This window comes from Paenibacillus sp. FSL R5-0623 (assembly GCF_037974265.1).
Taxonomy (GTDB): domain Bacteria; phylum Bacillota; class Bacilli; order Paenibacillales; family Paenibacillaceae; genus Paenibacillus.
Genome location: NZ_CP150233.1, coordinates 5,911,233 through 5,931,931, shown reverse-complemented (window position 1 = coordinate 5,931,931; position 20,699 = coordinate 5,911,233). Strand labels below are relative to the sequence as shown.

General features: G+C 46.1%; 22 protein-coding genes. 20 read left to right on the top strand and 2 right to left on the bottom strand.

The window, feature by feature from the left end:
* The first annotated feature begins 110 nt into the window (after positions 1-110).
* The 7 genes from MKY92_RS26135 to MKY92_RS26105 all read left to right on the top strand — a co-directional run bounded on the left by MKY92_RS26135 (position 111) and on the right by MKY92_RS26105 (position 6,385).
* A complete protein-coding gene (locus MKY92_RS26135; RefSeq protein ID WP_237178204.1) occupies positions 111-1,034 on the top strand; it encodes an ABC transporter ATP-binding protein in 924 nt (307 codons plus the stop codon).
* Positions 1,018-1,725, top strand: a complete 708-nt coding sequence (locus MKY92_RS26130; RefSeq protein WP_339298162.1) for an ABC transporter permease — start codon at positions 1,018-1,020, stop codon at positions 1,723-1,725. The genes MKY92_RS26135 and MKY92_RS26130 overlap by 17 nt, the downstream gene beginning before the upstream one ends.
* Positions 1,726-1,830: 105 nt before the next feature.
* Entirely contained in the window at positions 1,831-2,643 is an 813-nt protein-coding gene (gene thiD / locus MKY92_RS26125) for a bifunctional hydroxymethylpyrimidine kinase/phosphomethylpyrimidine kinase (protein ID WP_211084437.1), read from the top strand.
* Positions 2,644-2,893: 250 nt separating this feature from the next.
* Entirely contained in the window at positions 2,894-3,574 is a 681-nt protein-coding gene (locus MKY92_RS26120) for a response regulator transcription factor (protein ID WP_036606855.1), read from the top strand.
* Positions 3,571-5,319 carry a HAMP domain-containing sensor histidine kinase gene (locus tag MKY92_RS26115; protein WP_339298161.1) on the top strand — a complete coding sequence of 583 codons (1,749 nt, stop codon included), beginning with the start codon at positions 3,571-3,573 and terminating at the stop codon, positions 5,317-5,319. Before MKY92_RS26120 ends, MKY92_RS26115 begins: the two co-directional genes overlap by 4 nt.
* 21 nt (positions 5,320-5,340) lie before the next feature.
* Positions 5,341-5,886, top strand: coding sequence for a CDP-diacylglycerol--serine O-phosphatidyltransferase (gene pssA, locus MKY92_RS26110; RefSeq protein ID WP_339298160.1), 546 nt, complete (start codon positions 5,341-5,343; stop codon positions 5,884-5,886).
* Positions 5,887-5,899: 13 nt separating this feature from the next.
* On the top strand, positions 5,900-6,385 hold the full coding sequence (locus tag MKY92_RS26105; RefSeq protein WP_221820722.1) for a DedA family protein: 486 nt from the start codon (positions 5,900-5,902) through the stop codon (positions 6,383-6,385).
* A gap of 213 nt (positions 6,386-6,598) precedes the next feature.
* Here MKY92_RS26105 and MKY92_RS26100 read toward each other — a convergent pair whose 3' ends face one another.
* Positions 6,599-7,789 (bottom strand): cation:proton antiporter, encoded by a 1,191-nt coding sequence (locus tag MKY92_RS26100; protein WP_339298159.1) that lies wholly within the window; start codon positions 7,787-7,789, stop codon positions 6,599-6,601.
* A 376-nt stretch (positions 7,790-8,165) separates the two neighbouring features.
* Between MKY92_RS26100 and MKY92_RS26095 the strand changes: the two genes are divergently transcribed.
* The 6 genes from MKY92_RS26095 to MKY92_RS26070 all read left to right on the top strand — a co-directional run bounded on the left by MKY92_RS26095 (position 8,166) and on the right by MKY92_RS26070 (position 11,798).
* On the top strand, positions 8,166-8,738 hold the full coding sequence (locus tag MKY92_RS26095) for a DUF420 domain-containing protein (protein ID WP_074096493.1): 573 nt from the start codon (positions 8,166-8,168) through the stop codon (positions 8,736-8,738).
* 73 nt (positions 8,739-8,811) lie between these two features.
* On the top strand, positions 8,812-9,555 hold the full coding sequence (gene gpmA, locus MKY92_RS26090; protein WP_339298158.1) for a 2,3-diphosphoglycerate-dependent phosphoglycerate mutase: 744 nt from the start codon (positions 8,812-8,814) through the stop codon (positions 9,553-9,555).
* A 171-nt stretch (positions 9,556-9,726) separates the two neighbouring features.
* Positions 9,727-9,900: a hypothetical protein gene (locus MKY92_RS26085; protein WP_339298157.1), complete on the top strand. Its 174-nt coding sequence runs from the start codon at positions 9,727-9,729 to the stop codon at positions 9,898-9,900.
* A gap of 179 nt (positions 9,901-10,079) precedes the next feature.
* Positions 10,080-10,988, top strand: a complete 909-nt coding sequence (locus tag MKY92_RS26080) for an aldo/keto reductase (protein ID WP_339298156.1) — start codon at positions 10,080-10,082, stop codon at positions 10,986-10,988.
* A gap of 85 nt (positions 10,989-11,073) precedes the next feature.
* The gene (locus MKY92_RS26075; RefSeq protein ID WP_017692202.1) at positions 11,074-11,400 is read left to right on the top strand and encodes a thioredoxin family protein; all 327 of its coding nucleotides are present in this window, start codon (positions 11,074-11,076) and stop codon (positions 11,398-11,400) included.
* Between the two features lie 215 nt (positions 11,401-11,615).
* Positions 11,616-11,798, top strand: a complete 183-nt coding sequence (locus tag MKY92_RS26070; RefSeq protein WP_074096490.1) for a hypothetical protein — start codon at positions 11,616-11,618, stop codon at positions 11,796-11,798.
* 269 nt (positions 11,799-12,067) lie between these two features.
* Here the strand turns inward: MKY92_RS26070 and bacA are convergent, their stop codons facing one another.
* Positions 12,068-12,910, bottom strand: coding sequence for an undecaprenyl-diphosphate phosphatase (bacA, locus tag MKY92_RS26065; RefSeq protein WP_339301914.1), 843 nt, complete (start codon positions 12,908-12,910; stop codon positions 12,068-12,070).
* 181 nt (positions 12,911-13,091) lie between these two features.
* Between bacA and MKY92_RS26060 the strand changes: the two genes are divergently transcribed.
* The 7 genes from MKY92_RS26060 to MKY92_RS26030 all read left to right on the top strand — a co-directional run bounded on the left by MKY92_RS26060 (position 13,092) and on the right by MKY92_RS26030 (position 20,596).
* Positions 13,092-13,724 carry a TetR/AcrR family transcriptional regulator gene (locus MKY92_RS26060; RefSeq protein WP_221820732.1) on the top strand — a complete coding sequence of 211 codons (633 nt, stop codon included), beginning with the start codon at positions 13,092-13,094 and terminating at the stop codon, positions 13,722-13,724.
* A 114-nt stretch (positions 13,725-13,838) separates the two neighbouring features.
* Complete coding sequence (locus MKY92_RS26055) at positions 13,839-14,690, top strand: transporter substrate-binding domain-containing protein (RefSeq protein WP_221820733.1); 852 nt, start codon at positions 13,839-13,841, stop codon at positions 14,688-14,690.
* Positions 14,691-14,722: 32 nt separating this feature from the next.
* Positions 14,723-15,367 carry an amino acid ABC transporter permease gene (locus tag MKY92_RS26050; RefSeq protein WP_017692207.1) on the top strand — a complete coding sequence of 215 codons (645 nt, stop codon included), beginning with the start codon at positions 14,723-14,725 and terminating at the stop codon, positions 15,365-15,367.
* Positions 15,368-15,383: 16 nt separating this feature from the next.
* A complete protein-coding gene (locus tag MKY92_RS26045; RefSeq protein WP_339298155.1) occupies positions 15,384-16,130 on the top strand; it encodes an amino acid ABC transporter ATP-binding protein in 747 nt (248 codons plus the stop codon).
* Between the two features lie 278 nt (positions 16,131-16,408).
* Positions 16,409-16,831, top strand: a complete 423-nt coding sequence (locus MKY92_RS26040) for an OsmC family protein (RefSeq protein WP_017692209.1) — start codon at positions 16,409-16,411, stop codon at positions 16,829-16,831.
* A gap of 389 nt (positions 16,832-17,220) precedes the next feature.
* Entirely contained in the window at positions 17,221-19,011 is a 1,791-nt protein-coding gene (locus tag MKY92_RS26035; protein WP_100529851.1) for a histidine kinase, read from the top strand.
* On the top strand, positions 19,004-20,596 hold the full coding sequence (locus MKY92_RS26030; protein WP_339298154.1) for a response regulator transcription factor: 1,593 nt from the start codon (positions 19,004-19,006) through the stop codon (positions 20,594-20,596). The genes MKY92_RS26035 and MKY92_RS26030 overlap by 8 nt, the downstream gene beginning before the upstream one ends.
* The last annotated feature ends 103 nt before the right edge of the window (positions 20,597-20,699 follow it).

Sequence of the window (20,699 nt, the reverse complement as noted above, 5' to 3'; positions counted from 1 at the left end):
TCCGGACAGACTTAAGGTTTTTGTAAGATTTGATTAATAAAAAAGAAGACTTTTCTCTTTACAATATAGATATAGGAACCCGGACAGGGGACGTAAAGGAGAACAAGACGATGAATTATATCGCACGAACAATAGATGTGACCAAAGTATATGAAGGGGTGGAGGTTGTATCCAACGTCAATATGAATATTAAGCAAGGTGAGATCTATGGATTCCTCGGTCCGAATGGTGCAGGTAAAACAACCATCATGAAGATGCTCACCAATCTCGTCAAACCAACCACAGGAGAGATTGAACTGTTTGGGGAGAAGCTTACGCCGACCTCCTATGAAGTGCTAAAGCGAATGGGCAGTATTATTGAATATCCTTTTTTCTACGATAGACTCTCTGCTCGCGAGAATCTGGAGCTTCACTGTGAATACATGGGATTCTACAACAAAAAGATCATCAACAACACGATGGAAATGGTAGGGCTGAAGGATACGGGCAAGAAATCGGTCAAAGACTTCTCCTTGGGCATGAAGCAAAGGCTCGGACTGGCTCGTGCACTCATAACCACACCTGAACTGCTCATTCTGGATGAACCGATTAATGGATTGGATCCGGTAGGGATCCGGGAAATGCGAGATTTGTTCAAGAGACTTAGTAATGAGTATCGGATCACCCTGTTGGTCTCCAGTCACATTCTTGGTGAGATAGAGCAGATTGCGGACACAGTTGGTGTCATTCGCGGCGGTCGTTTGGTGGAAGAAGTATCGATGGAGAGCATTCGTGGAAGTCAAAATGAGTACATCGAGTTACAGGCAGTAGATATCCGCAAAGCGACCTATGTCATTGAACATCAGCTTGGTTTGAGTAATTATAAACTGGTTGATGACCAAACGTTACGCATCTATGATCCGGGAATTATTCCATCGGAATTAACCACCAAGCTGATTCAGCATGGTATTGAGATCGAATCGATATCCAAACGGGCTCATTCCCTGGAAGAACACTTCATGAAGCTTGTGAAAGGGGATGAAGACGTTGCTTAAACTAATCAGACTTGAGATGCGGAAGCACCGCTTTGCACGTAATTTTGCAGGTGCAGGTATTGCCAGTATAGCCATTATTCTTTTCCTAATCATGATTGGATTCGTGGATGTGGGAGCAGAAGATTATGCCTATGCCGATTACCAGACCGCCTTTATGATTATCGATACATTTGTGAGAGCGACCTTTATCATATTTGCCGGAGCTTTAATATCCAAGCTGGTGATCAGTGAGTATAGAAATAAAACGATGAACGTCATGTTCACCTATCCCATCCAGCGTCATAAAATCATTGCTGCAAAATTGATTATCGTGTTTGGTTTTACATTAGTGATGATTATGGTTACCGATCTGTTGGTGGGTTCACTGTTGTTGATTGTTAATCATTTCTACTCTTTCATTCCCGGATCATTGACAAATCAGGATATATTGGGACTTCTGGTGAAGTACAGTATGAGTTCTCTATCGGCTGCGTGTATGGCACTTATTCCCCTATTCTTCGGTATGCGTAAGCATTCTGTTACCACTACGATGGTCTCGTCCATTTTGCTGGTTTTGATTGTCTGCTCCGGCTTCAACGGGTCGGAAGTTTCCATTCATTCGCTTATTATTATCCCTCTGACCCTTGGAGCAATAGGGATATGGATTGCTTCAATGTCCATGGTTCGTCTGGAGACAAAAGATGTGAACTGAACCATTCGGAAAACCATGCTCTGTATGGCTTCAGATGCCATTGACATCCGCTCGTACAAGGGATAGGATAATGTCAACTGAGACACGAAGGAGAATGCAACTACCATGACGATTCCAAAAACTTTAACAATAGCTGGTTCGGACACGAGCGGCGGTGCAGGTATTCAAGCTGATTTGAAAACTTTTCAGGAGCTGGGTGTGTATGGCATGACCGTACTGACTACGGTTGTGGCAATGGAGCCCGAAACATGGGATCACCAGGTCTTTCCTGTTGAATTAAATGTAGTTGAAGCGCAGCTTCGCACTGTTCTGGACGGCATCGGTTTTGATGCAATGAAGACAGGTATGCTCGGTTCTGTAGATATTATTGAATTGGTAGCAAAACATATTCGCCGCAGCGGTCTGCCACAGATCGTTATCGATCCGGTAATGGTCTGCAAAGGTACAGACGAAGTTCTGCAACCGGAAAATACGGAAGCGATGATCGAATTCCTGTTGCCAGGTGCCGATCTGGTTACACCTAATCTGTTCGAAGCATCCCAACTGGCGAAGAGTGGACCGATTCGCTCCAAGGAACAGATGGAAGCAGCGGCAGCAGCAATTCATGCCCATGGCCCGAAACATGTCCTGATCAAGGACAGAGGTGTCATTAGCCCGGGTAAAGCAATGGATCTACTCTATGATGGAACCAACTACGAATGGTTTGAAGCCGATGTTGTCGGCTCCGGATATACGCATGGTGCGGGCTGCACGACGTCTGCGGCGATTACCGCAGGATTGGCTCGTGGTCTTTCAGTGAAAGAGGCTGTTCGTGAAGGTAAAGCCTTTGTGACCAAAGCGATTGCCGGCGGATTCCCGCTGAACCGTTTTGTCGGCCCGACACTGCATGTGGCACACCGTCTGGAGCAACAACGTTAAGTGTTGCCAGGGAGCGCGCAGTAGCGCATCAATTCTGGATATCACACTTCGATTTCATTCAAGTAGCTGTCAATGAGCAGGAGCTTGCTCGTTGATGGCTTCTTTTTTATGCGAATTTTTATAAAAATTAGTAACTTTTGGCTTATATTAATCGTATATATCATGGGAGCATTCCAAAACATGTATGGACACATGAACGACACATGGAATAGGTATGTTAACATCAGAAATCTAAAAAGGAGAGTCGGCCATGATCAGAACAGTGCTTCTGGTGGAAGATGAAAGCCGCATTCGTGAGATTGTGGCCGATTATTTCATAAAAGAACAATGGAACGTCATAGAAGCAGAACATGGAGTACAGGCACTGGAACTGTTGGCTCTACATGAGGTGGATCTGGTTATTCTGGATGTTTTGATGCCTGAAATGGATGGATGGACGTTATGTGGGCATATTCGATCCCAATCCACCGTACCTATTATCATGCTGACTGCACGGTCCGAGGATGACGATAAAATTCATGGATTTCAGCTGGGCGTAGACGATTACGTTACCAAGCCGTTTAGTCCACGTGTGCTGGTTGCACGTGCAGAGACATTAATGAAGCGTGTTGAAGGTGCATTTGGACGAGAGCAGGGTGTGATTCGCTTCGGACAGGTAACCCTTGATCCATGGGCTCGGAGGCTGGAGAAGGACGGAATTGAAGTGGAACTTGCACCAAAGGAATATGATCTGTTGCTTTATTTGGTACGTAATGCAGGCATTGTGTTGTCCCGGGATGCCATTTTGAATCGGATCTGGGGATTTGATTTTGAAGGGGACTCACGTGTTGTGGATACCCACATCAAGAAGTTGCGCAGCAAATTGGGTGATGAAGCCAAGTGTATCCGGACGGTGATTGGCACTGGATATCGTTTCGAGGCAGAAGCATGAGAAGAAATGGCGTAACGATGAAACTTTTCCTGGTCATGGCAGGATGTCTGGTTCTTTTATATGGTACGACGGTTTTTGCCCAGTTGGTCTGGTTCCCCGACTTCTATCAGCATCAAAAGGTCAGCAGTATGAAGAAAAAGCTGTCCAAGTTCGAACAGCAATATTCCAATGGACATTGGAGTGATTTACAGCTAGCCAAGGAGACCGGGAAATTCATGCGTCAGAATCAGTCACATCTGGTCATTCTGACGAATACCGGAAGACTGGTTAATGACCCGTTCCACATTACGTTGCTTCAGGAAGATGGAAGTCACGTGAAGGTGTCCTTGTCCTTGTTTATCAATAGTGAGAATGCTGGCTGGATTACATCCCATCTGAAATATGGGCAAGAACTGACGGTGAGAGGTCCGGCCAGCGAGTCCATGGTCTATCCATTCAAAATCCAGGATGCCACTTCTGCCGCATGGGGAACAGAAAGCTTTCAGGAATCAATTGAACCGGTGAAGGAATGGTCAGGCGTATTGACCGAAGTAGTTCTTCCCAATCTGGCAACGTGGAGTCAGAGGCAGGGCCTGCTGGTGCAAGCACTAGATAGCCGGTTCCCTTTGTCCACCGAAGACCAACTGGCCTTGGCGAATGGCAAAATGCTCAATGAAGAGTGGATGGATAGCTGGAGCGGTGTTCGCAATGTCATCACCATTGCTCCAGTGCATCGTTCCGGACCCGAGCAACAACTGATCTTCTCGCTCACCTCTCTACAGGAGATGAGGGAAGCGAATGAGGCAACACGTTTGTTCTATGCGTATTTCGGCATAGGGGCATTTATATTGATTCTGTTGCTGGCGTTACTCCTGTCCCGAATTGTAACGAAGCCGCTCTTGGCCTTGAACCATGTTGCCAAGAAAATGTCTACACTGGATTTCACGGTGAAATCACCCATCCGGCGCAATGATGAAATCGGCAGTCTGTCTAACAGCCTCAATGCCTTGTCGGGAACTTTGGGTCAGACACTGGAAGAACTGAGGCAGGCCAACACGCAGATGCGTACAGATATGGAAATGAAGCAGGAGATTGAACAGCGTCAGCGCAAGTTTTTTGCCGATGCATCACATGAACTTAAGACGCCAATCAGCATTATTAAGGGATATTCTGAAGGGCTGAAGGATGGCGTGAGTGAGAGCAAACGGGAGCGTTACATTGAGATCATTGCCGATGAGGCAATCAAAATGGAAACGATGGTTGAAGAGATGCTGGATCTGGTTCGACTGGAATCCTCAGCGGTTCAATTGAATACGGATGCTGTTGCACTGGCTGACATGATTGAAGATATCGCCGGCCGTCTGGGTCCGCAACTGAAGGACAAAGGATTGGATGTGGTGCTTGTATCCACAACAGAACAGACGGTTGAGGGTGACCGAAGCAAGCTGGAGCAAGTTATTTTCAATATCATGATGAATGCTATACGTCATGCGATACCACATACCGATATAACTATTGAGATTAGCAGGCGTGAAGGTTTTGTCCATATTTCCATTGAGAACAAGGGCGAGCAGATAGCTGAAGCTGAGCGGCAGTATATATGGGAGAGGTTCTATCGGGTAGAGCGCTCACGTAATCGTAAAATGGGGGGGACCGGGCTTGGTCTGGCCATTGCGAAGCAGATTCTTGATCTGCATGGGTGCAGTTATGGAGTGGAGAATACACCGGATGGAGTCCGTTTTTATATTATTTTTCCTAAAGCCTAGTACGAAAGGGAGTCAAATCTTATGAAGTCTTTACCATCGATTTTAACCTTGGGGAATCTGAGTTCAGGCATGCTGGCAGTTATTATGGCTATTCATGGTGAATTTGCCCTGGCTGTGATGATGATATGGGTAGCGATGTTCTTTGATCTGTTTGACGGGTATGCGGCTCGTAAATTGCATTGTGAGGGTGAGTTCGGCAAGTCCCTGGACTCACTTGCGGATGTAGTTTCATTCGGAACAGCACCCGTGCTGATTCTGTACCTGAATTCCATGCTTGAAGTGAGTGTGCTGGGGATGGCCCTGACTGCATTCTTTCCGGTTTGTGGTGCTTTGCGTCTGGCCCGTTATAACTGTCAGAAGACAGCAAGCAGTGGTTTTGTCGGGATGCCGATTACATTTGCCGGAGGTCTGATGTCCTTTTTCGCACTCTGGAGTCCTTATTTCACACATGGTGTAGCCTATCTTGTCATTATTGTATTATCCGGTCTCATGGTGAGCCAAATCCGATTCCCGTCTCTAAAACAAGTGTTAGCCTCACATGAGAAGGATATTGTGGAACCGAAATAAGGAGCGAGTCAGTATGGAATTTGCAAAAGAATTTATTGGTCAATATGGTTATTTCGCAATATACGGACTACTGGCTCTTGGCGTTATTGGCATGCCGATTCCGGATGAGGTGATGATGACTTTTGTCGGATATCTCGCCTCCATCTCGGTATTGAATTACTCCGTATCCATCGCCGTCAGTTTCGGTGGGGCATTTACCGGCGGATTGCTCAGCTACATGATCGGCAAGAAGGCGGGCAGGCCGCTGGTTGAAAAATACGGCAAGTGGGTCGGCGTCAACGCCAAACGATTCAGCAGGGTGGAGTCGTGGTTTCTCAAATATGGATATTGGTCCATCATCCTGGGTTACTTCATTCCAGGCATTCGTCATCTGATGTGTTGTTTCTCCGGAATTAGCAAGATGGCCATCGGCAGGTACGTCCTCGTATCGGGGATTGGTGCTTTTGTATGGTGTGTTGCCTTTATCTCCATTGGTTTTTATGTCGGTGTACTAACTTAAAATGGGACAGCCTGTTGCAACAACAGGCAAAGATCGAAGACCTCTTGAGTGTAAGGTGGTCTTTTTTTGTTTTTCTATATAGCGAAATCGCATGAGTAACGAATAAGGATTACTTTATAAAAATACAAAAAGCCGCTCCGACCATTTCCAACCTTCGCGTTGAAGGGAAAATGGATCAAAGCGGACTGTTAAGTTTTGAACGGTGACATGCCCTTAACCACTTAAATGTGATTCTTCAATTCCTCTTTCGACTTGTTTTTCCCCTTTTTTGCGTGCAAAGGTGATTTTGAGGAGTGGCGGAGTAACCAGTGTAGTCACAATAACCATGATTACAACGCTCGTGAAGTATTCCGGATCAAGTAATCCGGAGGCAAGTCCGGTTGAAGCGATAATGAGTGCAACTTCACCTCTTGAAATCATTCCTGAGCCAATGGCAAGAGACGATATACGATCAAATCCGGTAAGACGTGCACCGGCTCCGCCGCCAAGAAGTTTAGTTGCAATGGCGATGAGACTGATGACGACAATAAACCAAATCTGTGAACCCACACCATCAAAGGTGACATTTAAGCCGATACTGACAAAGAACACCGGAACAAATATTCCGTAGGCAATCGGTTCCAGTTTGGTTTCGACTTCATGTTTGAAGTTGGTTTGAGAGATGGCGATACCTGCGGCAAAAGCACCAATAATTCCAGCAACACCCATCCACTCTGCAAAGTAGGAGAAGCCGAAACAAATGATCAGGCCCGCAGTAATAACGGTCTCCGTTACCTTCAGTGGTGCCATCCACTTCATGATGCGTGGAACAAGGAACCAGCTGGCAGCGATAATGACAACAAAGAATAACAGCTTCTTGCCAATCAGAAGAGAAATTGAAGTGTCTCCTCCACCTGTACCCAGCAAGCTCATCATAACGGCAAGAATAACAACCACCAGGACATCATCGACAACAGCTGCGCCAAGGATTGTTGTACCCTCACGAGAGCTGAGTTGATCCATATCTTTCAGTGTCTGAACCGAAATACTGACGGAAGTGGCACAGAATAAAAGTCCAAAGAACAGAGCATGCGTTGTCGACATACCAAAGGCTATGGCCGAGCCGTATCCTCCGATAAAAGGCAAAATAATACCGCCGACCGCTACGGCAAAGGCCGCCTTCCAGTTTTTCTTCAATTGCTCCAGATCGGTTTCCAATCCGGCAATGAACATTAACAGTAGTACCCCGATCTCGGCCATATAATGAACGAAATCACTTTGCTGAACCCAACCGAGCAGTGCAGGCCCGAGGACGACACCTACAATTAATTTTCCCAAAACGGATGGCTGACCCAATCTTACGGATAGATCTCCAGCAAGCTTGGTAAAGATTAAAATAAGTGCAAGAACCAAAATAAATTCCATAGGTGTACTCCTCTCCAGTAGTGGCGTCTATAGGTTAACCAGCCCAAGGGCGATCCATTCTCAGCTTCAAAAAAGACAAAAAGACACAGAAAGGCATTAGGAAAAGTGCCGTTCTGTGCCTGAAAAAGACAAAGAGGGGCCCTTGGTGACAGGCTCCTCCAGTTTCAACGCGTATGTGATTAATTGCATTAATTATACCACAAATATGGACTCGGGTAAATGGGAACCGGATTGGATTTGATTGAAAATAGCCGCAAAGGGGCATTTTATAGGGGATGTAAAGCTTTTTGTTCAGAGTGTTGTCACTTAACAGCCCGGAATTGCCGAGATATAATGATATAGAACATAGAAGTTAGGATATGAGGAGGATTTTGCATTGGGCAAAAATAACAAAGGGGAGCCGAACATCCAGTCCCCGACGAGTAATAAAAATTTCGCAGGCATCATTATCACGATTTCCATTCTCGCTAATGTCATTATTTTATTATTGTTCTTCGCGCCGTCCATTGGTTACAAAGGTGATGTAACTTTTGATATTACGGTGTTGCCGCGGTTTAATGCCGTGTTTAACAGCTTTACCTTCATCTTCCTGCTCGCAGCGCTTATAGCTATTATCAAGCGGAATGTGAAGCTGCACAAACGATTTATTCTTGCTGCATTCTCAACGACACTGTTATTCCTCGTGACCTATCTGACGTTTCATTACCTCTCACCAGAGACGTCCAAATACGGCGGCGAGGGCATCATTCGTTCGATCTATTTCTTCATTCTGATTACCCATAGTATACTGGCAGCCCTGATTGTTCCATTGGCGTTGTTCACACTTGTGTGGGGTTGGACGAATCAATTGAAAAAACACCGCAAAATTGCACGTTGGACTATGCCAATCTGGCTGTACGTCAGTTCTACAGGTGTTGTGGTATATCTCATGATGGCACCATATTATTAATGTAATGAACGTTTCACTGTGCTAATTAGTTTGACTCGCGGGTAATGTTTCCATGGAAGGAGGGTTCACGTTTATGTACAGAGTTGTTTTGATTCGCCATGGACAGAGCATGTGGAATGTAGAGAATCGTTTTACCGGATGGACAGATGTGGATCTGACGACGGATGGTTACGGAGAAGCTCGCAAAGCAGGGAAGATCATGAAGGAACAGGGATTTGATTTTGATTACGCCTATGCATCCGTGCTGAAACGTTCTATCCGCACACTCGATATTGCGCTGGATGAAATGGACCTCATGTGGATTCCCATTACAAAGACTTGGAAGCTGAATGAACGCCATTATGGTGCGCTGCAAGGACTGAACAAACAGCAGACGGCTCTGAAGTATGGGGAAGAGCAAGTAAAGGAATGGAGACGATCCGTGAACGTATCTCCCCCGGCACTGGACGAAACGGATGACCGATATGTGCAGGATCTGGACAAGTACAAGCGGCTCGGATGTACCATCCCGTTTACGGAGAACCTGATGGATACTTCGAAGCGTGTACTGGACTACTGGAATGCGGAGATTAAACCGATGGTGTCTGCTGGCAAAAGAGTGCTGATCTCTGCGCATGGGAACACACTCCGTTCACTCGTCATGCATCTGGACCAATTGTCCGAAGCAGACGTGATGGCACTCAATATCCCGACAGGCATTCCGCTTGTCTACGAATTGGATGAAGATCTGCATCCCATCGGACACTTTTATCTGACCGCCGATGGTTCTACCTACAAACATGAAGAAATGACCCATGTGGCAACGCCATCTGATTAAACGGGTGTGAACGTTATGCCTCAACAGAGCAAGTGAAGATGACCGCTGAATATTAATTCGGAGGTCATCTTTTTTTTCTGCGATCAAGCCTGCACTTCGTTTCGTTTTGCTCCCATAGGGTAATTGTCAATCAAGACACGATGTACATTTATCCTGAAGGAGGAGAAGCACATGTCTAAAAGAAGAGGAATACTCATGACGGCTATCGGCGCAGGTGTGACTTATCTGATGAGGAACAAACAAGCAAGAGATAAGCTGTTTAGCACTGTCTCGGGTATGGTGAAAAACTCCAATTCGTCGTCCAATGGAACAAGTAAAACCAGACCACGCGTGGAAGTGAAATAGATTGCGATAGTTCGTTTATCGTTGAATTAAAATGATGATCATGAGAAACCTGGAGATGAAGTCGTTCCAGGTTTTTTTGTGCAATCAAAAGCAATCCCTTGCTTGTGTGTGTAAAGCGATTTTTGTCAGCAAGAATGATACAATGGATACTTGCAGAACGTATGGAGGGAGATGCACATATGAAGAAAAATCGTCTGGGTACATCCGAACTGATGGTGTCTGAGATTGGGCTGGGATGTATGTCACTTGGAACTGAAATGGAGCACGCTATGGGCCTGATTCATGAGGCTCTGGATCATGGGGTCAATCTGCTGGATACAGCCGATCTGTACGACGCAGGGCGTAATGAAGAGATTGTAGGACAAGCTATTAAAGGGCGTCGGGACCAGGTCATTGTGGCAACCAAAGTAGGTAATCGTCGTATGCCGGGCAAAGAGGGCTGGTCATGGGACCCGTCCAAAGCCTACATTAAGCAGGCTGTACATGAAAGTCTGAAGCGTCTGCAGACCGATTACATCGATCTGTATCAGCTGCATGGCGGGACCTTGGACGACCCCATCGAAGAGACGATTGAAGCGTTTGAGGAACTGAAGAAGGAAGGCCTTATCCGATATTACGGAATTTCCTCCATTCGTCCCAATGTGATTCGGGAGTATGTAAAGAGGGCATCCATCGTAAGTGTGATGAACCAGTACAGCATTGCTGACCGCAGAGCGGAAGAAGAAGTGCTGCCTTTATTGGAACAAAAGGGGATCAGCGTAATTGCCCGTGGGCCTGTAGCTAGCGGTGTGCTTGCTGATTCCGGATCTGCCAAGGCAGACAAAGGTTATCTGGACTACACACCAGAGCAACTATATACCATTCGGCAAGGGCTAAGTCGTCTTGTTACGGATCAACGGAGCATGGCTCAGACGGCTATTCGCTACGCATTATCCCATCCTGCTGTAGCAGCTGTTGTCCCTGGTGCCAGTTCAAGAGAACAGTTACTGCACAATATTGCTGCTTCGAATTCGCCTTCACTCACCGCTACGGAAATTCAGGAAATACGAGAGTTTAGTCCCGCTAATCTGTACAAGCAGCATCGTTAACTCGATCCAGCCTATTTTCAATTGTAACTATACAAGGTACAATGAAGATCAGCCAAAAAAGGAACATAAAAGGGAGAGAAGACATATGGAAAGAATTCAAAGTGAACAGCAGTATTTGGATACAATTAACTCTGATGGTTTTACCGTCATTAAATTTGATACAACCTGGTGTCCGGATTGCAAAAACCTGGATCGTTTTATCGGGGATGTTATCGACCAACATACGGACAAAACCTTCTATGCCCTGGATGCAGAAAAGTTCCAGCCTTTTGCCGAAGAGAATGGTGTACGCGGGATTCCAAGCCTGCTCGTCTTCCAGAACGGCAAGAAAATCGCACATCTGCATAGCAAATGGGCTAAAACACCTGCTCAAATCTCCGAGTATCTGGAGACGCTTGAATCCAAAGTTTAAGCGTACGAAGGCTCAGCAGTTTGTTTAATTAACTTAGCTAAGGAAACCTCTTCTTGTCACGCGACAGGAAGGGGTTTTTCTGCTTCATTCCAGCACGCATGATGTGTATTCAAATCTGCATTCGAAGTGGAGAAACAACGCTTGTTAAGAATTTGTTCAGTGCTCCCATGTATACTGTGAGAACAAACTGAATATTTGGAGTGAACAAGATCCATATGAAGAATGAAATTTTTGAGGAAATGCACCAATTAAGTCACAATGATGACCGGAGATATCGATTGTTGATGATTGGAGTAAAACAACTGCTGCAGGAACAAAAGGAGAATAGATATAATCTGCGTGAGAGATTAAAGAGTCGAAAGAAACACCGGAACATTCAAGTAAAAGAGTGGTACTAGCCAGCCTGCATTTCAGAAGTGAACATAAATATGGATGTACATGATACATAGTAAACCTAGTCGGCATCACCCATGATCCAACCCAGCAAAGAAGGAAGTATTGAAGGGTCAAACTTCTTCTAATTACAGATATTCCTGTCTCTGAAGCCGTAACAGAATCGTGAAGCAACAGAAACGTAGCTCAGAATATAAAATATGGCGGCCTCGCTTCCCAAGGGAACGTGAGGCCGCCATTGATTTTGCCGTTCAATTTACTTGAGTTGTAATGCTTACATCAAAATAATAAAGAACACGGCTGCCAAGACAAAGCGATATACAGCAAAGACGGTCAGGCTCAATTTCTTCAAAATGGACAGGAACGTCTTGATCGCAAGCATGGCGACGATGAAAGCAGCGATGAATCCAATGACAAAGATTGGGAAATCACTGCCGTTCAGATGATCGATACTTTTGTACAGGTCATATCCCGTAGCACCAATCATAATTGGCACAGACACGAGGAATGTGAACTCCGCAGCGGCTACACGGCTTACCCCTGCAAAGAGACCGCCTGAGATCGTTGACCCGGAACGGGAGAAGCCTGGCCACAATGCCAAGATCTGAAATATACCCACCGTGAATGCCTGTTTGTAAGAGATATCGTCAACATCATGGGTTGTAATTCGTTCACTCTTACGGCTCCAGCGTTCGGCCAAGATCATCAATATACCACCTATAACGAGGCTGTACAGAACTGTTTCCGGACCAAACAAATGTGCTTTGATCCAGTCGCGGAATACAAGTCCGATGACTACGGCAGGAACCATCGCCAGGAAGATATGTCCCAGATTGAGGCGGCGGGAGTAAGGTCTGCTCCCGCCGGTGAAGCGGAACATATCAATGAATTTGTTCCAGTACAGTACTACAACAGCAAGTACAGCTCCGAGTTGAACAACCACCTCAAACGTTTTGACTGACTCGTTGTCCTCTGATAAACCGAGCAAATGGGCAGTCAGGATCATGTGTCCAGTGGAGGATACGGGCAAAAATTCTGTCAAACCTTCGATGATGCCCATAATAATGGATGATATAATATCCAATTCTCTTCCTCCTTGAAATGCAGGTGACAGCATAGGCTGTCCTGCTTGACCATGCCTGTTCATTTGAACAAGGCTATCACCTATTATGATCACAAATGCACTCAACTTCAACTTATGCTTGTAACCATTTGTTTAAAACTATATTGACAAAAACCTAGTTATCCCATAGGATATAAATTAACTGACTGACTGATCAATCGGGAGGGTTACATGAATGACCAAAATCAACGGTTTGGAACCCGGTGAAGAACGCCGGGACCAAATAATACGCATAGCGATGGAGCGTTTTGCAACCCAAGGCTACCATCAGACGAAAATTTCCGATATCGTCCGCGAGGCTGGTGTGGCGCAAGGGACGTTCTACTGGCACTTCAAGAGTAAAGAAGCCATTGCTTCGGAGATTGTCTTAACGGGCAAGGAGGAGTTGCTTGAGGCGATCGGACAAGGGTACCGCAAGGATGCAGGATCGGTAGAAGATATGGTGAAAGCATCGGAAAGGCTGTTCACTGACTTGTTTTTATTTGCCGCGCAGAATCGCTATTTTATGGAACTGTTGCTCAAAGGCATCGTGACGGAAGAATCCGTACAACGCCTGGTCGAGGAGACACGTAATGCTGTGGAAACTGCGTTTCGTCACAATATGGAACGTGCCATCGAGCTCGGCATGTTGCCTAAGGGCATGGATGTACCGCTTCGAGCAGCGCTATTGGTAAGCATGATTGAAGGCATGATAACCCGCTGGTTGTTCGGTTCCGATGAGTTGCACAGCAAGTTCTCAGCCATGACAGCTTCATCGCTGGCAGCTGAGGCAGCAAGCTTTGAGTTTTACGGACTATTAGGCTCGTAAGATTCACATGATTAAACAAATAGCAGGGAATAATGGGTACAACTGCGGTTTAGTCACAATAAAGTAACCCAATGTACATCCAGATTAATACACGACTGAGAGGAAGTTAACGTAATGAACAAAACATATGGATCGAAAACTCGTAAAGGCTGGTCTTTGACAGCAATTCTGCTGATGACCGTGCTGGTACTTAGTGCTTGTGGAAGTAAGGCAACAGACAATGGAAGCACAAATGGTGCACAGGCAAGTAATGAATTGGAGCAGATCAAGTCGGCTGGCGTTATCAAAGTGGGCATGATGGGCACATACGCACCGTACAACTTCCTGAACGATAAGAAAGAAATGGACGGCTACGATGCTGATATTGCACGTGAAGTTGCGAAGCGTCTTGGGGTTGAAGTTGAATTTGTATCTCAGGAGTTCTCCGGTCTGACACCAAGTCTGCAAGCGAAGAAGCTTGATGCCATTATCAGCCAGATGACGATTACCGATGATCGTAAGAAAGTATTGGATTTCAGTGATCCGTATATTACGAACCAAGTTAAAATTATTGTAAAAGAAGATAATAACGATATTACCAAGCTGGAAGACTTCAAAGGAAAAACGATTGGCGTAGGTTTGGGTACAAATGATGAATCATATCTGCGCAATGAAGTATTGCCAAAAGTGGGAGACTTCACGATTAAAACCTATGACGATGTCATCTCTTCACTCAAAGATCTGAATGCTGGGCGGATTGACGCAACAATCAACAATATGTATGCACTGAAACCGATTGTGGATGCCAACGGATTGAATATCAAAGCTGTAGGTGAACCGATTAAGAGTGACCAGGCAGGTATTGCTGTTCGTAAAGACAATCCGGAACTCGTAGCAGCACTGAATGATGCTCTCAAAGGGATGAAAGATGATGGCACGTACAATACCATTTTCAAAAAGTGGTTTGGTGAAGAGCCTGCGCAATAACGAACCTGCAAGGCGAAGGGAAGATTTGACCCATGGAACTGGTATTTGAGAATATCCCCTTCTTTCTGAAGGGGGCTTACTATACGCTGTATGTAACTGTGATCTCCATGTTTTTTGCATTCATCATTGGAGTGCTCGTTGCCATTGCTCGTCTGAAGGGACCGATGTGGCTTAGGTTGATCGCAAGGTTTTATGTATCCATCATGCGGGGAACCCCGCTGCTGGTGCAATTATTCGTCATTTATTACGGGTTGGTCGATTATGGAGTGACCTTGGGATCACTCACGGCTGCATGTCTGGGACTCAGTCTGAATGCAGGAGCGTTTCTGTCGGAGACGTTCCGTGGAGCCATTCAGGCTGTACCAAAAGGACAGACCGAAGCTGCATATGCAACGGGAATGACCCCGGCTCAAGCGATGAGACGGATTATCTTCCCGCAGGCTGTGCGCATTGCGATCCCGCCGATGGGAAACACGTTTATTGGCATGTTGAAGGAAACATCACTTGTGGCGGCGATCGGTGTTACCGAGTTATTGCGGTCAGCACAACTGCTGGTATCACAATATGCATTGAACATGCCGTTTTATCTGGCGATCGGAGTGATCTACTGGATTATGAGTATAGGCTTCTCGGCCATTCTGGAACAAGTGGAGCGCCGGCTGGCCCGGGCTTACTGATGGGAGGAGAGAAGCGATGATTACAACAACCGGACTTACCAAACGTTTTCAGCAAAATGAAGTACTTACGAACATCGACCTTCATGTCGATGCCAAAGATATTGTTGTATTGCTTGGCCCAAGTGGTTCAGGCAAAAGTACCTTGCTGCGTTGTCTGAATGGCCTCGAAGAGCTGTCCGGAGGACAGATCGAAGTCAACGGCATTGTGGTCAACAGCGCAGATCCGCTGCGAGTCCAGCGTGCCCGGGTACTGGAGATTCGTCGCCAGACCGGCATGGTATTCCAGCAATTCAATCTGTATCCGCACAAGTCAGTGCTGGGTAATGTGATGGAAGGTCTCGTTACGGTGAAAAAAATCAAACGGGACGAAGCGGCTGAACGCGGCCGAATTCTTCTGGATCGGGTCGGCTTGTCGGACAAGCAGGATGCGTATCCATCCCGATTGTCCGGTGGACAACAGCAACGGGTCGCCATTGCACGTGCACTTGCAATGGAGCCGGAAGTGATGCTGTTTGATGAGCCCACTTCAGCCCTTGACCCTGAATTGGTCGGAGAGGTACTTTCCGTCATGAAGGAGTTGGCAGAGGAGGGTATGACGATGCTGGTTGTGACGCATGAATTGAAGTTTGCCCGTAATGTGGCGAACAAAATCGTCTTTATGGCGGATGGATCGATTGTGGAAGAAGCAAGTCCACAGGCGTTCTTTGAACACCCGAAGCAAGAACGCACTCGCCGTTTCTTGCAACAAATTACTGAATTTTGATGAAGATAACAGCGATCGGAAGAACGAACGTACTCGGAGCGGGTATTTAAGGTCATGAACGATATCAGTTCAACTAAACTTTTTGCACAAGAACGGAGAGGACAGAAGAAACCTGAAGAAGCGGAGCGTGCGCCTTTATCCCCTGATTTTCCCCTTGAAGAAGGGAATCAAAAAAATCTGGGGATAACAGCGATCGGAAGGTTATTCTGTCATCGGAGTGGTAAGTGCAAACCTTTTTCGCTTGAACTTAACCTATTCTAAGAAAGAAGGATAACATCATGAATGTAACAACCGTATGGAAAGGCAAACGTGCGTTTACTTCCGAAGGACCCTCTGGCTACGCCGTTGGCATGGATGCCACTGCTGCTTATGGTGGTGACAGCAAGGGAGCTACCCCAATGGAATTGTTACTGGCGGGTCTCGGCGGCTGTATGGGAATCGATATTACCATGATTTTGGATGCTTTCCTGGACAAAATTGAGTCGATTGAGATTGAAGCGCAAGGCACACGCAGTGAAGAGATGCCCAAAGGCTTCACATCCATTGATCTGATCTTCAAAGTCGATGGGGATATCCCGGATTATCGTATCTGGAAAGCCATCCAGATGGCTGAGGAAAAATATTGTGCAGTTTCTGCTTCGCTGAACGCTGATATTCATCCTAAACTGATCCTCAATGGGGTAAGTACACCTCGTCCTTAATAGCACACGAACAGATTCTTTACTAAGCAGGCACTTCCAATCGTGGGAGTGCCTTTTTTGGCTTTTCTAACCCATCAACAATTCGTAGGTAAAGTCAGACTGAATGTTGAACAAGGTTCCAGATGCTCATGAACCAAAGGATGTAGATTCCGTCCATCTAGGAGTCACTAAATTTCTGTCAGTAGAAAATAATTCCGTAAGCCTGGTCGCCATGTTAATGGCGGCCTCTTCTACTAGAGATAGGCGGGCTTGTAGCCTGGCAATATATTACCCATTGCAATGACAATCCGAATTCTGGCGGTTATGTGGTATGATTAATTCTGAGGACAGGACATCCTGATCCTGCTGTTTATATGTAAGCGCTTATACAGATGACGGAAGGTGCAGACATGTTGAAAAGGCTGATACGAACCACCAATAATCTCAAATTAAAGCATAAATTGCTCATTTCATATGTACTGGTTGTCATGATTCCGGTCCTGATTGTTGGTCTTGCTGTGACCAGTTATTTTCGCCAGCAAGCCCTGGACAATGCGATAGGACAGACGATCATCAATGTGGACAAGATCAAGAGCCAGACGGCAACCATGCTGCGTGTACCAACCGATATATCCAATCTTTTAATGTTTAATGCGGATCTCAAGGAGATCGTGAATAAGCGGTACAAGAGCGTTGTGGAGTTAACTTCAGCGTATCTTGCATACAAAGACTTTCAGGAATACAGGCGTTTGTACCGTGAGATAGCCGGCATTCGCTTTTACTCAACTAACCCAACATTGATCAACAACCTCGAATTCATTCCGGTAGACAAGCAGACGGAAGAGAGCTACTGGTACCAACAGGCATTGAAAACAACCAGTATCGGGTGGTTCTACATCCCAGACAAGGAAGATAACCCTGTACACAAGCTCAGCCTGGTGCGCAAAGTGCCTTTTGCCGAGTATCGGACAGAGGGCGTGTTGATGATTGTGATCAATCAGGATGAGCTGAATGGATTGTTGCGTCAGGAACAGTTCGAGACGATGATTACGGACGAGCAGGGGTATGTGGTTGCAGCCAAGAATACCGAGCTGGTGGGTAAAACGCTGGATGAGCTTGATTTTGGCGTTGATCTGCAGAATCAGGCGAAAGGCACCATAGAGGGTGATTTCCGGGGGGAACCATCTAATATTGTTATTGATGAGCTGGGCCCTGGATCGAGCATGAACAGCCTGAAGGTGATCTCGGTTTTTGCCACCAAAAATATCGTCAAAGACGCCAACACCGTCAGCTTGATTGGCATGATTTTTATTATACTGGTGCTGGTGATCGCCCTACTATTCGTATATATCATCTCGTTCCTCACTTCGAACCGATTGCTCCGGCTGAGTAAACACCTCAACAAGCTTGCATTAGGAGACCTGAACGTGACTTCACGGATTGATGGAAATGATGAGATTGGGCAACTATCACGACAGTTCAACTATATGGTGAAAAGTATCAATGAACTCATGACGCAGGTGGTAGAAGCGACCGAACAGAACAATCAATTGGAAATCGCGCAAAAAGAGATTAAACTGAAAATGATGGCGAGCCAGATCAATCCCCATTTCTTGTTTAATGCATTGGAGTCCATTCGGATGAAAGCGCATATTAAGGGAGAAGCAGAGATTGCTAACATCGTGAGACTGTTGGGCAAACTAATGCGCAAGAGTCTGGAGATTGGCAGTGGAAAAACAACCTTTCGGGCTGAACTTGAAATGGTACGTTCCTATTTGGAGATTCAGAAATTTCGTTACGGCGACCGCCTTGCATTCCAGATCCATATCGATCCCGAGGTGGAGAAGATGTACATTCCTCCTTTGATTATTCAACCTTTGGTTGAGAATGCGATTGTCCATGGTCTGGAGAACAAAGAGGGGACAGTCCGTGTTCATATAAGTATTCGTTTAGTAGAGAACATTGTGCAGATCCGTGTGGATGACAATGGTGCAGGCATAACGCCAGAACGACTGGCTGAGGTGATGCAGTTTATCTGTGGACCGGAGGAACAGGAGAAGAGTCGGATCGGCATGCGTAATGTACATCAACGATTAACATTGACGTACGGCGAGCCATATGGATTACAGATTAAGAGTGTATATGGGGAAGGAACAGAGGTTTCTTTCACTTTACCAGCAGGAGGGGACCAACATGTATAAAGTATTTTTGGTGGATGATGAACCGAGCATACGTGAGGGACTGACAACCATTATCGAGTGGGAAAAATATGGATTCCAGGTCATCGCTACAGCTGCCAGCGGGCGTGAGGCCATCTCCCGGTTTGAGGAATTGGAGCCTGATCTGACGATTATTGACATTCGTATGCCCGGTATGACCGGGCTGGATGTGATTGAAGAAGTACGCCGGAATCATCCGGATTCGCACTTTTTGATATTAAGTGGTTACGCAGATTTTGATTATGCCAAAAAAGCCATCAGTTTTGGTGTGGATGGTTATCTGCTGAAACCGGTAGATGAAGAAGAGATTATTGGTGAACTGGAGCGTATTGCTGCGATACTGACCCGTGAACGGGAGACAATGGCACGTCATGCTGGTGAAGATACCGTCTATCGGGAGCATCAGATCGAGGCTTTGCTCTTTGACAGTCTGGAGGGTGCGGGTAGCATGGAAGAAGATAGCCTGGGGCTGCACTGGCCTCACTATCAGATTGTGCTGGTTGAGCTGCATGTAGCCCCTGACCTGCAACGGGGAAGTGTTATGAAACGCAAACTGATTGAAGCATTTGACCATAAAGACCGAGGCATTGTATTCTCGTTCCATTCAGGTCTGGGGCTGTTAAGTAAGGAAACAATCACATCCGAGTCATCTGCAAGAAATCTGTATGATGAGCTGGAAGGACTGCTGGGAGAATGGGAGGTTCACATGTACGGTGCTGCGGGAGAACCTGTACATTCCACTTCTGAAATTGCGCGGTCATACACGCAGGCGAATCGTTTACTCGGGGAACGCTTCTTGTTCACGGAGCAACGCATCATTCTGTGGAATGAAGGCAGCGAAAGCGTTGTTAAGCCAGAAATTGAAGCTGTGGACGGAGCACATGAGCCAGTTGAGGACGAACTTGCGGACAAGCTGTATTATGCGTTAGACATCCGCAGTAGTGAGTCCGTTATGCGGGTGCTGGGTGAGATGGAAGAGCGCCTGGTTCCATATCACCGAACAGAGCAAGCGATCAAGACGGCGTTCTCACAGGTATTTTCCCTGGCGTTCAACAAGCTTGCAGCGACGAATCAACATATGCACTCCATTATGCAGGAACATTCGGTTCTGATTAATGAAGTCTATCATCAATTTACGATGTCTGATCTCAAAGTCATGGCATCGGAACATTTGAATCGACTAATTCAACGTATGGGTGGGGGAAGCAAGGATACTGTATTAAAACAGATGATTGAATTTATCCAGCGTAACCCTGGCGAAAATCTCAAGCTGGAGGTACTTGCTGAAGTATTCAACTATAACAGTAGTTATCTGGGCAAGTTGTTCAAGAACCATACAGGAGAGTACTTTAATATATTTCTGGACAAGGTCCGTATGGAAAAGGCCAAGGAATTGCTGGATGAAGGACTCAAGGTCCATCAGGTTGCGGCCAGAGTGGGATATGCGAACGTGGACTATTTCCACGGTAAGTTCAAGAAGTATGTAGGTGAATCACCCTCCGCGTACAAACAGGCCAGAACCCAGTCCCTGTCCAAAGAATCTGCCACGGATATGAACGAAGAATAAGTATGAAATGCCGGGCCTTGCCCATGCTCATATAATAAAACGTTTTCGGGATCACTGGACATTTTCCAGATTCATCATATTGTCCATGCACTTCCCATGATAA